Genomic DNA, 13,790 nt, shown 5'->3' on the forward strand with positions numbered 1-13,790 from the left:
GAGAGCATTGTAAACGTGGAGACTACTTCCGTAAATAGCGCATGGGATTAAGCGGAATGTCGTCCTGTCTTACTTCAAAATGAAGATGGTAGTCAGTAGAATCTCCTGTTTTGCCCATAAAGCCAAGCACATCACCTTGATGCACATACTGCCCGGCTACAACATTAATCTTGCGCATGTGCGCATAAAAGGTTTGCAGTCCATTCCCATGATCCAACACTACCATTCGTCCGTATCCGCTACGAATTGCCCCAGCCTCTGCTACGAATCCCTCTTTTGCTGCCATAATAGGTGTATTGCCTCGCCGTTCATTCCATAAATCAACACCTTTATGCATTTTGCCCCATCGTGATCCAAAATCGCTTGTTACAGTCGGTGCTGGAATTGGCCACTCCATTACACGGTTTAGATTTACGCTTCTACTAGCTACCTGTGCCATTTGTCTTCGCATATCAACAGTTCCTGCTAATGCAGATCCACTAGCTTCTACTGGGATCGTTAAGCGTTGTCCCTGATACAGACAATCTGGAATTGCCTTGAGCAAGCGATTGTGATTTATAATTTCATCTTTGGATACCTGATATCTGCGGGCAATGAGCTCTAACGACTCTCCAGCCTCTACCGTGTGGGTCATCTCTTTGGTATTGATCACTAGCTTCATCCCAATTCCCACCATATTAGGATTCCTCAGTTTATTATCCTGGATCAATTGTTGTAACGTAATCCCAAATTGTTCTGATATACGTGAGAGCGTGTCCCCTTTTTGAACGGTGTACGAAGCGATAGCACGCTTGCTTTTGGATACTTTATGATTGATATCAATTGACGAGTACGGATTAAACACCTCAAACAAGGCCTGCTCCACGACAGCCTGTTTTGCTTCTCCACTACTTTTCCACTCCGTCATAAGTGTTGGGTGATTGGCATCCATCCGGGTAACCTCCCCTCATGTGCATATGACTATCCTATGCGCCAATCTAAAAAAAATGACGGGGGATTAACCCGCCGTCGTCGATGTTGTATATGTTTTTCCCTTTGATGTCTTTGCAGGGTTGATGCTATCAAGACCTTGCAAGAATTCCTCGTTGGTTTTAGAATCACCTAATTTTTTCAAGAACGTTTCCACAAAATCATGACTTTCGTTCATGTTCTTACGAATTACCCACAACTTATCCAATTCTTCTTTGGACAAAAGCATTTCCTCTCGGCGTGTACCAGATCGTCTAATATCGATAGCTGGGAATATCCGGCGCTCTGCCAATTTACGATCCAAATGTAGCTCCATATTGCCTGTCCCTTTAAATTCTTCATAAATAACATCGTCCATACGAGATCCCGTCTCAACCAAAGCCGTAGCCAAAATAGTTAAGCTACCACCCTCTTCAACATTTCGAGCGGAACCAAAGAATCTTTTCGGACGATGGAAGGCAGCAGGATCAATACCCCCTGACAGCGTACGACCACTTGGCGGAATAACCAGATTATAAGCACGGGCCAAACGGGTAATGGAATCTAAGAGAATGACAACATCCTTCTTATGTTCTACTAAGCGTTTTGCTCGTTCCAAAACCAACTCTGCAACTTTAATGTGGTTCTCCGGCACCTCGTCAAAGGTAGAAGCAATAACCTCGCCTTTAACAGAGCGTTGCATATCTGTTACTTCCTCTGGACGCTCATCAATAAGCAAAACAAATAGATGAATATCTGGATTATTAGCAGAAATGCTATTGGCGATTTCTTTTAGTAGCATAGTTTTACCAGCCTTAGGAGGCGCTACAATCAATCCGCGCTGTCCAAGGCCAACAGGTGCTATCATATCCATCAACCGAACAGAAAGCTTAGTAGGTGACGTTTCCAACGCAAGTTTTTCTTGAGGATACAGCGGTGTTAAGGCGGGGAAATGTAGTCTTTCGGATGCCATCTCAGGGTCCTGACCGTTAACAGCTTCTACTTGCAATAATCCGAAGTAACGCTCTGTTTCCTTCGGCGCTCTCGCTTTTCCTGATACTAAATCTCCATTCCTTAGATCAAAACGTCGAATTTGGGACTGGGAAATATAAATATCTTCGGGGCTAGGTAAATAATTGATAGGGCGAAGGAAACCAAACCCTTCCGGTAAAATTTCCAACACGCCTTCCATAAACATAAGTCCATCTCGCTCAGCCTGAGCTCGTAATATGGCAAAAATTAGTTCTTTCTTCTTAAGTTGTGAGTAATAAGGAATTTGAAAGTCTTTTGCCAACTTATACAAATCGGTTAATTTCTTTTCTTCTAATTCTGATAAAAGCACGTATTATTCCACCACTCTTTGCACTTTCTACTATTATTATTTCCTAAAAATTACCTATAATACTAACCCAGGTTTCTTTTCTAAGCGGTGGTTACCTTCAATGAAACGAATCGTTCCTGTTTTGGCCCTCATTACCACAGAATGTGTTGTCGCTCTCGTTCCCTGAAAACGAACGCCTTTCAGCAATTCTCCATCCGTAACACCCGTAGCTGCAAAAATGGCATCGTCTCCTTTAACCAACTGATCCATATGCAAAACCTGGTGTGGGTTGGTCAGACCCATCTTCAAACATCGTTGCAGTTCTTCATCATTTTGAGGCAATAATTTGCCCTGAATTTCTCCACCTAAACACTTTAGAGCTACGGCTGCTAAAACCCCTTCAGGAGCTCCACCTGATCCAAATAGAATATCCACACCTGTATCAGGAAAGGCAGTATTAATTGCTGCCGCTACGTCTCCATCTGGAATTAATTTTATACGGGCTCCGGCTGCACGAATCTCTTCAATAATGCGACTATGCCGATCCCTATCCAGCACACAGGCGACTAAATCGCTCATATCTTTTCCATTTGCTAGAGCAACAGCTTTTAAATTATCACGTATTGGCGCATCAATGTCTACTTTCCCTACCGCATTGGGGCCTACTGCAATTTTTTCCATGTACATGTCAGGCGCATGCAACAAATTCCCTCTATCGGCAATCGCAATGACAGAGATAGCATTCCATGTACCTTTAGCTACAATGTTCGTCCCCTCAAGCGGATCGACTGCAACATCTACGAAAGGCGCCACACCCTGCCCTAATCTCTCACCAATGTAGAGCATAGGCGCTTCATCCATTTCGCCTTCCCCAATTACTACAACACCATCCATAGGTATATTCTCAAATTCAGATCGCATCGCTTGTGTTGCTGCCCCATCTGCTTCATCCTTTTTACCTGTCCCCATCCATCTTGCGGAAGCCAAGGCCGCCGCTTCCGTTACACGAACCAATTCAAGTGTGAGACTGCGCTCCATCTCGATTGTCCTCCTCATTTTTGTTCGGCTTTATACAGCTTTTCTCGCGTAACTCTGGCGCCAAGATTTTGAAGTTTCTGTACCAGATTTTCATAACCTCTATCAATATGTTCAAGTCCCTCAACTTCTGTCGTTCCTTGTGCAAGTAAGCCTGCTATCACTAAAGCGGCTCCTGCGCGCAAATCAGAAGCTACTACTTTTGCCCCCAGTAATGTAGAAGGTCCCTCCAGAACAGCGGATCGCCCTTCAATCTTTAGCGTTGCTCCCATACGTCTTAATTCATCGGCATGACGGAACCTAGCACTATATATATTATCAGTGACAATACTTGTTCCTTTTGATTGTGTTAACAGTGTGGTCATAGGTTGTTGTAAGTCAGTAGGAAATCCAGGATATGGACTAGTTTTAATGTCGACTGCACGATAGTTTTTATGTCCGATAACCCGGATTGTATCGTCACCTTCGATTATTTCCACTCCTATTTCACGAAGCTTGGCTGTAACGGGCTCCATATGCTTCGATATAACATTTTCTAACGTCACATCTCCACCGGTTGCAGCAGCAGCAATCATATATGTTCCTGCTTCGATACGGTCTGGTATTATAGTATGTCGGCAACCGCGCAATTTGTCTACACCTTGAATACGAATTACATCTGTTCCCGCGCCAGAAATCTTAGCACCCATATTGTTTAACAATGTGGCGACATCCACGATCTCTGGCTCATGTGCAGCGTTTTCAATTGTTGTGATTCCTTCCGCATAAACCGCTGCCAGCATGATATTAATGGTAGCGCCTACACTTACTACATCCATATAAATACGTGCGCCCTTCAACCTCTCCGCACGAATAATCATAACACCTTTTCGATTTTCAACAACTGCACCAAGGGCTTCAAAGCCTTTTATATGCAAATCAACCGGTCTTGGTCCTAAATCACAGCCACCAGGCAATCCAATTTGGGCTTCCTTAAACTTGCCTAGTAGTGCGCCCCATAAGTAATAGGAAGCACGTAATTTTTTTACCTTACCATTAGGCATGAATGTTTCTCTAATAGGACGTCCATCAATTTCTATCCAATCGTCCTCAAACAAAACATCTGCGCCCATCTCCCGGAGGAGCTCTACATATACTTCCACATCCTCAATATGCGGTAAATTCTCAATGACAACTGGTCCATCAGCGAGAATCGCAGCCGGAATTAATGCCACAGCACTATTCTTCGCACCGCTAATCCCTACTTTTCCACACAGTGGGACTCCACCCTGTATTAGCAATTTATCCATACATTTAATCTCCCTAAATGATGTTCTTGCACCTATTCAGAATATACCCTCTATTGCAGTTAGTCTAGTCTTTCATGCTTTACAGTCTGTAATCAACCTTATGATTATTAAAATTTAATGGGCAAAAAGAGAAAACGAGGATGAAAGAGGTCATTACGGTAAAGAAGCACCTTCTCCACTGGAAAAGGTGCTCTTCGGTTTAGTTACTTTTGCATACTTTCCCAATCGGCAAGGAATTTCTCAATTCCGCTGCTTGTTAAGGGATGCTGCAAGAGTTGTTTAAATACTTTATGAGGAATGGTGGCAATATCCGCCCCAAGCTTTGCAGCCTCCGTCACATGTAGAGGGTGACGAATACTTGCTGCAATAATTTCCGTTTCTATGTCATGGACAGCAAAGATTTCTGTGATGTCTGCGATGAGTTGCATGCCGTCGTAACCAATATCATCCAGTCTGCCAAGGAACGGAGACACATAAGTAGCTCCTGCTCTTGCAGCCATCAATGCTTGGTTCGCGTTAAAAACTAATGTTACATTGGTTTTAATTTTGCGTTTTGAGAAAATCTTTACAGCTTTAAGTCCTTCTTCTGTCATCGGCACCTTAATGACGATGTTTTTTGATAGACTAGCCAGCTTTTCCCCTTCTTCGATCATACCTTTTGCATCAATGCTAATAACCTCTGCACTGATAGGACCATCTACAATATCAAGAATCTCTTTTAATGTTTCGATGAAATCGCGGCCTTCTTTAGCTACTAGAGACGGATTGGTGGTTACGCCGGATACGACTCCCCACTCATGAATCTCTCGAATTTCATCAACATTCGCTGTGTCTATGAAGAAACGCATGGGTACCCTCCTGAATTAGACGCGGTTATTACTTCCGAACAAACGAATTTTCTCGATAACAGTTTGCTTGATTGCCTCACGAGCAGGACCCATGTATTTACGAGGATCGATTTCGTTAGGTTTTTCAGCTAGCACTTTACGAATTGCAGCTGTGCAAGCCACTTGGTTTTCAGTGTTTACGTTGATTTTACCAGCACCGCTCAAGATAGCTTGACGGATCGCTTCGTCTGGTACACCAGATCCACCGTGCAATACAATTGGAGCACCAATGTTTTTCACTACTTCTTCGATAATATCGAAATGGATTTTTGGTTCACCTTTGTACATACCATGAGCAGTACCTACAGCAATAGCTAGGTAGTCAACTTTAGTCTCTTCCCAGAAACGAATTGCTTCTTCTGGTTTTGCCAAGCTAGCATCTTCTTCAGCTACTTGTAGATCGTCTTCTACTCCGCCAATTGTACCTAGCTCACCCTCAACAGATACGCCTACAGCGTGGGCAGCTTCTACAACTTGTTTAGTCAAACGGATGTTATCTTCGAAGGAATGGTGGGAACCATCGAACATAACAGAAGAGAATCCAGCTTGGATACATTTCATAACAACATCAAAGTTGCTACCATGATCCAAGTGTAGCGCAATTGGTACGCCAGCAGTTTTAGCAGCGGCTTTAGCCATTGCTACTGTATACTCAATACCCATATAACGCATAGCACCTTCTGAAACTCCGAAAATTACAGGGGATTTCTCCTCTTTTGCTGCTTCGGTAATTGCCTGCGTAAATTCTAGGTTGTTCAAATTGAATTGTCCAACAGCATACTTATTTTTCTTTGCGTCCTCAATAAAGGCGGTCATAGGTACTAATTGCATTTCGGTATGTCCTCCTAATCCTAACTCTCTGTATTTCACTACTTGCAATACGGGGTTATTATACCACAACGACGCCTTTATTAACAGAGAACTTGTGACTAACTGACTAATTGTTGATTGACTACACAGCGTAACTCATCAATATCAAAAGGTTTGGTAAAATGAGTAAGCGCTCCCAGTTGTGTAGCTTCCTTGATCATATCTAATTCTCCATACGCGGTCATCATGATGACTTTAATATCTTTGTTTATCTTTTTAATGTGTTTTAAAATTTCTATACCGTCCATTCCGGGAATCTTCATATCTAAAATAACGAGATCTGGAGACTCATTTTCGACGATTTCGAGTGCTTGCTTGCCGTTAGCCGCCTGGAAAGTGCAGTATCCTTCCTTACCCAATACCTCATACAGTAGGATGCGGATGCCGTACTGGTCATCCACGACTAGTACCTTCTTGTCCTGCATATTACTTCCCCCTCGTTCCTTTGCTTGTAATTACTAAAATACGCCTTGCAGATCGGAAATCCTGCCACATTCCATCTTTATTTTTCCAGTAGCTTGTAGCAAGGTTTTAAATTACATAAAATCCCAAAATTTCGTTACTTTTAACATTGCTCACGGTTTTGTCATGATGGAAGCTCTTCTCTTGCTACAGCAGGCTTTCTAGCTTGTAACAAAAAAAGACTGTCGAGAAACTCGACAGCCTTTGGCTATTTTTAAGCTATTGGTATTCTTTATTTATGATTGATGAGAGTGCAAAGCAGCTTTCACGAATTCACGGAATAACGGCTGAGGACGATTCGGACGAGAAGTAAATTCTGGATGGAACTGCGCAGCTAAGAACCATGGATGATCCTTTAACTCAACCATCTCTACTAATTTACCGTCTGGTGTCGTACCAGAAATCACCAAGCCTGCTTTTTCGAGTTGATCGCGGTATTCATTATTTACTTCATAACGATGGCGGTGGCGCTCATAAATCAATGTGCTACCATACGCTTGTGCTGCCATTGTTCCTTCTTTTGCTTTAGTTGGTCCAAGGCCAAGACGCATAGTGCCGCCTTTATCCTCAATATCCTTCTGTTCAGGCAATAGATCAATAACAGGATAGCTAGTGGAAGGATCAATTTCTGAGCTGTTCGCACCAGCTAGGTTTAGCATATGACGAGAATATTCAATAACTGCCACTTGCATCCCTAAGCAAATTCCAAAGAATGGAACCTTGTTCTCACGTGCGAAGCGAGTTGCAGCAATCTTCCCTTCAATCCCACGATCCCCAAAACCACCTGGAACTAAGATACCATGAACATCACCTAAAACTTCAGCTACATTTTCATCTGTAACCTCTTCAGAATTAACCCATTTGATTTCAATATCGGTATCATTAGCAAACCCTGCATGGTAAAGTGCTTCAGCTACTGACAGATAAGCGTCATGTAACTCAACATATTTACCTACAATCGCAATACGGGTTCTATGCTGTAAGCTCTTCACCTTATCAACAAGTACACTCCACTCTGTCATATCTGCCTGAGGGCAAGACAGTCCAAAGTGTTTGCATACATAATCATCTAAGCCTTGCTCTTGCAGCATTAGTGGCACTTCATACAACGTATCTGCATCGCGGCACTCAATTACAGCATTTTTATCAATATCGCAGAATAGAGCAAGCTTGTCCTTCATATCTTGAGACAGCGGCTGTTCTGTTCTCGTGACAATCACATTTGGCTGAATTCCCAAGCTACGTAATTCTTTTACGCTATGCTGCGTTGGCTTTGTTTTCATTTCACCGGCTGCACGAATGTACGGAATCAAGGTTACGTGGATATACATGACGTTAGAGACACCTACATCACTCTTGATTTGGCGAATTGCTTCAAGGAAAGGCAAGCTCTCGATGTCCCCTACTGTTCCACCAATTTCCGTGATAACAACATCTGCATTCGTTTCACGACCAGCACGGAATACTCGCTCTTTAATTTCATTTGTGATATGCGGAATAACTTGTACAGTTCCACCCAAGTAATCTCCACGACGTTCTTTACTAATAACACTAGAATAAATCTTACCGGTTGTTACATTGGAATTAGCGCTTAGGTTAATATCAATAAAGCGCTCATAGTGACCAAGATCCAAATCGGTTTCTGCACCATCATCCGTTACAAAAACCTCACCATGTTGAAATGGACTCATTGTTCCTGGGTCAACATTGATATATGGATCAAATTTTTGAATAGTAACCTTGCATCCTCTGTTTTTTAGCAACCGTCCTAGTGAAGCAGCTGTAATCCCTTTACCTAGCGAGGAAACGACCCCACCTGTAACAAATATATACTTCGCCATATTGCCTACGTCCCCTCTTTTCCCTTATTTCAACATTTTTGATGAACAGTTATTAAGTAGGGTGCTACAAAAAGAAAAAACAAAAGCGGGGTCCTATCCCAACATCTCTGCTGAATAGGGGCGCTTTTGTTTGTTATTCTTTCATATATGACAAATCTTCATGTGAAGCCCAAAAAGTATTTTATAATGGGCTGAAATGAAAGTCAAGGACAAAGTCGTTAAAGTCGATAGATCCTTACTTATCAAGATCAGGATCTTCTTCGTCTTCTTCCTCGGTTTCTTCGTCATCTTCAAAAAGATCCTCATCTTCTAGATCTTCTTCGTCTTCATCGATGTCTTCAATGTCTTCCTCTGAATCAACATCGTCCTCATCAACAAATTCTTCCTCTTCCTCTTCAAACAGGGCGATATCATCTTCCTCTTCAAATACTTCAGCAACATCATCGTCTTCCATATCGAAGTCTTCAAAGTCGTCAACAACAGCAGATTTTTTCTTTTTAACTCCGCCTTCTTGGCTCTCTTCAACTGCTTCCGTTGCATACCAACGTTTTAATCCCCATGTATTCTCACCAATACATACATAACGACCATCAATATTTACTTCTGTATACACTTGAGCAATGACAGCCATCAATTGCTCTTCTGTCAGCTTACGCAAGATAGCAATTTCATTCATAAGTTCACGGAAATTATAAGGGCGATTTGTTTCTCTTAGGATTTCATAAGCGATATCAACCATCGCCATCTCTTGCAACTTCTCTTCATTATATTGCTGAAGTAATTTACTCAAGCAAGGCACGTCCTTTCAAACAAAACTTGGCTATCATACAGTATTCCCTATTTTATCCGAAAATGCAAGTGATTCAAACCCTATGGAAAGAAAAGCTTTTTTCGACTCCATATCTTATCTGTAACCCATGTCTTGCTGACATTATATTTCACACTACGATTCCTCACAAGCTGCCTTGCTGAGAGCTTACAAAAAGGTGGGGATTGCTTGGGCTTTTGTCACAAATAGACGTCTTTAAAATGGCAAACGAATGAAGCAAAAGAAATACCCCAGAGGAAATGTTACCAGCTGGGGTATAATCCATCTTACATATTGCGTCGATATTGTCCTCCCACTTCATACAATGCTGCTGTAATTTGACCAAGAGAAGCCACTTTAACCGACTCCATCAATTCAGCGAATATATTTCCGCCTGTTAATGCAACCTCCTGTAGCTTTTTCAATGCCTCAGGAATCTGTTGAGCATGTCTTTGCTGGAAGGCACGCACATTATCGATTTGTTGTTGCTTTTCTGCATCTGTAGCCCTTGCAAGCTCAATTTCATAATCATCCTCAGAAGCGTTTGGATTTAGGAAGGTATTAACTCCAATGATCGGCAAATCTCCAGAATGTTTCCGCATCTCATAATACATCGACTCATCCTGAATTTTCCCGCGTTGATATTGTGTTTCCATGGCTCCGAGGACCCCACCCCGTATACTTAACCGTTCAAATTCCTGCAATACAGCTTCTTCTACTAAGTCAGTCAGTTCTTCAATGATAAAAGCACCCTGCAACGGGTTTTCATTTTTGGCCAACCCTAATTCTTTATTAATAATCATTTGGATGGCCATTGCCCTGCGCACTGAATTTTCGGTAGGTGTGGTGATGGCTTCATCATAAGCATTGGTGTGCAAAGAATTGCAGTTATCGTAAATGGCAATCAGGGCTTGTAGCGTAGTACGTATATCATTAAAGTCCATTTCTTGGGCATGAAGAGAACGCCCAGATGTTTGGATGTGATACTTTAGCTTTTGGCTACGCTCATTAGCACCATAACGATTCTTCATAGCGATTGCCCAAATCCTGCGTGCTACCCGTCCTATTACCGTATATTCAGGATCAAGTCCATTAGAGAAGAAGAAGGACAAATTATGCGCAAATTCGTCAATTTTCATGCCACGGCTTAAATAATACTCCACATACGTAAATCCATTGGCAAGGGTAAAAGCTAATTGTGTAATCGGGTTCGCTCCTGCTTCAGCTATATGGTAGCCTGAGATAGAAACCGAATAGTAATTACGCACTTTATTTTCAATAAAATAGGACTGGATATCTCCCATCATGCGAAGTGCGAACTCCGTAGAGAAAATGCAGGTGTTTTGCCCCTGATCTTCTTTTAAAATATCAGCTTGCACTGTTCCTCGTACGTTTGATAAGGTAAAGGCTTTAATTTGCAAATATTCTTCTGTAGAAGGTTGGCGCCCTTCTCTTTCTACAAAATTCTCTACCTGTTGTTCGATAGCCGTATTTAAAAACATAGCCAAAATCATTGGTGCAGGTCCGTTGATTGTCATGGAAACAGAAGTGGAAGGGGCACAAAGATCAAAGCCCGCATACAGCTTTTTCATATCATCCAACGTACATACACTCACCCCACTGGTTCCGATCTTCCCATAAATGTCAGGTCGCTCGTGAGGGTCTTGACCATATAAGGTCACACTATCAAATGCTGTGCTTAACCGTTTTGCATCATCATTTTTAGATAGAAAATGGAATCGTTTGTTCGTGCGCTCTGGCGATCCTTCTCCTGCAAATTGTCTGCGCGGATCTTCTCCCTCCCTTTTAAAGGGAAAAACACCCGCCGTATAGGGAAATTCCCCCGGGACATTCTCTTTCATCGCCCAAGATAGTAAATCCCCCCACTCATGGAAGGTTGGGGTGCTAATCTTGGGAATCCGTGATCCCGAAAGTGATGTAGAAAATAGCTTTGTCACTATTTCCTTATCGCGAATCTTCGTGATGAACTGATCCTGTTTATACAATTCCTTTTGTTTGGGCCAGTGTTCCAACCATTTTTTTAATTCGGGATGCAATTTCTCTTCAAATTCTGCAATTTGAGAGGTTAATTGAGCAAGCACGGCTTCGTCTGCCCCCTGCTCTGCTAAAACTTTGTATGCTCCATCTAGCTGATACAGTTTACGCGCATAACCTGCCTGCTCTTCACTAAACTTGTGATAATTCCGCACCGTATTAGCTATGTCCTGAAGATACGTAATTTTTTCAGACGGGATAAGCGGCGGTTTATGGGCTAAAATGGGCGTTGGGTCTAGATGCTCAACGTCCCAGTCAAGCTGCTTTTTCTGAACGACCGCTCGCATCAGAGCCGCAAAAAGAGCATTGGTTCCTGGATCGTTAAATTGACTTGCAATCGTGCCATAAATCGGTAGCTGTTCATCTTCTACGTCAAATAATTGATGATTGCGACGGTACTGCTTTCTCACTTCTCGTAAAGCATCCTCTGAGCCTTTACGCTCAAATTTATTAATGGACACCAATTCAGCAAAATCAAGCATATCAATTTTTTCTAGCTGAGAAGGCGCACCGAACTCACTCGTCATCACATACAGTGACAAATCACAAAGCTCACTAATGCGAGCATCCCCTTGTCCAATCCCGCTTGTTTCCACGATGACTAGATCAAAGCAGGCTGCCTTAGCTACCTGAATCGCATCTTGAAGGGCAAGAGACAGCTCTGATCCAGATTGTCTAGTCGCTAAACTACGCATATAAACACGGGATGTGTTATTTGCGTTCATTCGAATGCGGTCACCCAGAAGAGCTCCGCCCGTTTTCTGTTTAGACGGATCTATCGACAGAATAGCAATGGTTTTGTCAGGGTACGTATATAAAAAACGACGAACTAACTCATCTGTTAACGAGCTTTTCCCTGCTCCACCTGTGCCTGTAATACCCACGACCGGCACATTATTAGTGAAACCAGCTAGCGTATCTCTAACCTGCAGGAACCATTTCTTATCAGTCACATCATACTCTGCCAGTGTAATCAGACGAGCAACCGCTTGAATATTCTTTTCCTGTAACAACTCCACTTCCGCTTGCAGGGAAGCTACTGTCGGAAAGTCACATTCTCGAATCATCAGGTTAATCATGCCTTGAAGCCCAAGTTCCCTGCCGTCATCTGGTGAAAACAGCTTAGCTACACCATATTCCTCCAATTCGCGAATTTCACGGGGGACGATAACGCCACCACCTCCGCCATACACGCGAATATGATCGGCACCACGCTCTTGTAGCAAATCAATGATATATTTAAAAAACTCGACATGCCCACCTTGATATGAGCTAATGGCGATTCCCTGAACATCCTCCTGAATGGCAGCATCGACAATCTCCATGACAGAGCGGTTGTGACCTAGATGAATCACTTCCGCTCCAGTGGATTGCAAAATTCGACGCATAATATTTATGGAAGCATCATGTCCGTCATAGAGACTCGCTGCTGTTACAAAACGTACTTTATTTGTCGGACGATAGACCTCTGTTATCACCTTGACAGCCTCCCCTTATCTATGGGATGGCTCTATTCGTGTCCGCTGATATCCCGCAGAAGCAATTCAGTCTGTTTCTCGATGTATTCGTCCAAGGTATAGCTTTTGCCAAGTGTCCAGCGTCGGAACACCCACATTTCCGCTAGTACCATGATGTTGTTAGCCATAAGCTTCACATAGCGCTCATCAGTCCGAATGGAACCATCTTCCATTCCCTTATGCAGAATCTCTTCAAAAATCCCTGTGATAGACTCTTCTCGACGTAACACATACGTCATCGCTTCATGTGGCAACGACTTGGTTTCTTGATAGATTAATAGCACACGATCGTTCACCTGATCCATAACGCGAATTAGGCTTTTCAACGCGAGCTTAAGGCTTTTGAGACCAGAACCATTGTAGGTAATCGCTTCACGCAGTCTTTCTTCCATTTCATTATGAATAGAGTCGCAAACCAAATATAAAATATCCTCTTTGGACTCAATGTACTCATATAGCGTTCCAATGCTAAAGCCAGAGGCACGAGCAATTTCCCGCGTAGTCGTTTTGTGGAAACCTTTGTGTATAAATAGGTCAACGGCCGCTTCAATGATTTGTTCACGCCGTTTTTCGATTAGTTTTGGGTCCTTCACCAAGGACGGGATTACTTTCTTACGTTCTTGCACGAAATAAGCCACCTTTCACCAATTTGACTAAACGTCTCTGGTTTCTCCCCATTATACTAATCCACAATTTATGCTACAATCCTCTTTTTGCGGCTAATCGTGCCAGACTTGTAACAAAAACGCCACCATAA

11 protein-coding genes are annotated in these 13,790 nt (G+C 42.7%); all 11 read right to left on the minus strand.

Annotation, left to right across the window (positions count from 1 at the left end):
* Positions 1 to 22 precede the first annotated feature (22 nt).
* A complete protein-coding gene (locus tag BRLA_RS21540) occupies positions 23 to 931 on the minus strand; it encodes a M23 family metallopeptidase (protein ID WP_003334222.1) in 909 nt (302 codons plus the stop codon).
* 66 nt (positions 932 to 997) lie between these two features.
* Positions 998 to 2,290, minus strand: a complete 1,293-nt coding sequence (gene rho / locus BRLA_RS21545; protein WP_003334221.1) for a transcription termination factor Rho — start codon at positions 2,288 to 2,290, stop codon at positions 998 to 1,000.
* A 54-nt stretch (positions 2,291 to 2,344) separates the two neighbouring features.
* Positions 2,345 to 3,307: a class II fructose-bisphosphatase gene (gene glpX, locus BRLA_RS21550; RefSeq protein WP_003334220.1), complete on the minus strand. Its 963-nt coding sequence runs from the start codon at positions 3,305 to 3,307 to the stop codon at positions 2,345 to 2,347.
* Positions 3,308 to 3,321: 14 nt separating this feature from the next.
* Positions 3,322 to 4,593, minus strand: a complete 1,272-nt coding sequence (locus BRLA_RS21555; protein ID WP_003334219.1) for a UDP-N-acetylglucosamine 1-carboxyvinyltransferase — start codon at positions 4,591 to 4,593, stop codon at positions 3,322 to 3,324.
* 203 nt (positions 4,594 to 4,796) lie between these two features.
* On the minus strand, positions 4,797 to 5,441 hold the full coding sequence (fsa, locus tag BRLA_RS21560) for a fructose-6-phosphate aldolase (protein ID WP_003334218.1): 645 nt from the start codon (positions 5,439 to 5,441) through the stop codon (positions 4,797 to 4,799).
* A 15-nt stretch (positions 5,442 to 5,456) separates the two neighbouring features.
* Positions 5,457 to 6,311 carry a class II fructose-1,6-bisphosphate aldolase gene (gene fba / locus BRLA_RS21565; RefSeq protein WP_003334217.1) on the minus strand — a complete coding sequence of 285 codons (855 nt, stop codon included), beginning with the start codon at positions 6,309 to 6,311 and terminating at the stop codon, positions 5,457 to 5,459.
* 98 nt (positions 6,312 to 6,409) lie between these two features.
* Positions 6,410 to 6,775, minus strand: coding sequence for a response regulator (locus BRLA_RS21570; RefSeq protein ID WP_003334216.1), 366 nt, complete (start codon positions 6,773 to 6,775; stop codon positions 6,410 to 6,412).
* Between the two features lie 273 nt (positions 6,776 to 7,048).
* A complete protein-coding gene (locus BRLA_RS21575; RefSeq protein WP_003334214.1) occupies positions 7,049 to 8,653 on the minus strand; it encodes a CTP synthase in 1,605 nt (534 codons plus the stop codon).
* 235 nt (positions 8,654 to 8,888) lie between these two features.
* The gene (gene rpoE, locus BRLA_RS21580; protein WP_003334213.1) at positions 8,889 to 9,443 is read right to left on the minus strand and encodes a DNA-directed RNA polymerase subunit delta; all 555 of its coding nucleotides are present in this window, start codon (positions 9,441 to 9,443) and stop codon (positions 8,889 to 8,891) included.
* Between the two features lie 305 nt (positions 9,444 to 9,748).
* Positions 9,749 to 12,994 carry a fused isobutyryl-CoA mutase/GTPase IcmF gene (gene icmF, locus BRLA_RS21585; RefSeq protein ID WP_003334211.1) on the minus strand — a complete coding sequence of 1,082 codons (3,246 nt, stop codon included), beginning with the start codon at positions 12,992 to 12,994 and terminating at the stop codon, positions 9,749 to 9,751.
* 32 nt (positions 12,995 to 13,026) lie between these two features.
* The gene (locus tag BRLA_RS21590; protein WP_003334210.1) at positions 13,027 to 13,659 is read right to left on the minus strand and encodes a TetR/AcrR family transcriptional regulator; all 633 of its coding nucleotides are present in this window, start codon (positions 13,657 to 13,659) and stop codon (positions 13,027 to 13,029) included.
* Between the last annotated feature and the right edge of the window lie 131 nt (positions 13,660 to 13,790).

Source organism: Brevibacillus laterosporus LMG 15441, assembly GCF_000219535.2.
Classification (GTDB): Bacteria; Bacillota; Bacilli; order Brevibacillales; family Brevibacillaceae; genus Brevibacillus_B; species Brevibacillus_B halotolerans.

What these genes read in the sequence shown, in the direction of transcription:
- BRLA_RS21540 (WP_003334222.1), bottom strand. Translation starts at nt 931, where the DNA reads ATGGATGCCAATCACCCAACACTTATGACGGAGTGGAAAAGTAGTGGA.
- glpX (WP_003334220.1), bottom strand. Translation starts at nt 3,307, where the DNA reads ATGGAGCGCAGTCTCACACTTGAATTGGTTCGTGTAACGGAAGCGGCG.
- BRLA_RS21555 (WP_003334219.1), bottom strand. Translation starts at nt 4,593, where the DNA reads ATGGATAAATTGCTAATACAGGGTGGAGTCCCACTGTGTGGAAAAGTA.
- fsa (WP_003334218.1), bottom strand. Translation starts at nt 5,441, where the DNA reads ATGCGTTTCTTCATAGACACAGCGAATGTTGATGAAATTCGAGAGATT.
- fba (WP_003334217.1), bottom strand. Translation starts at nt 6,311, where the DNA reads ATGCAATTAGTACCTATGACCGCCTTTATTGAGGACGCAAAGAAAAAT.
- BRLA_RS21570 (WP_003334216.1), bottom strand. Translation starts at nt 6,775, where the DNA reads ATGCAGGACAAGAAGGTACTAGTCGTGGATGACCAGTACGGCATCCGC.
- BRLA_RS21575 (WP_003334214.1), bottom strand. Translation starts at nt 8,653, where the DNA reads ATGGCGAAGTATATATTTGTTACAGGTGGGGTCGTTTCCTCGCTAGGT.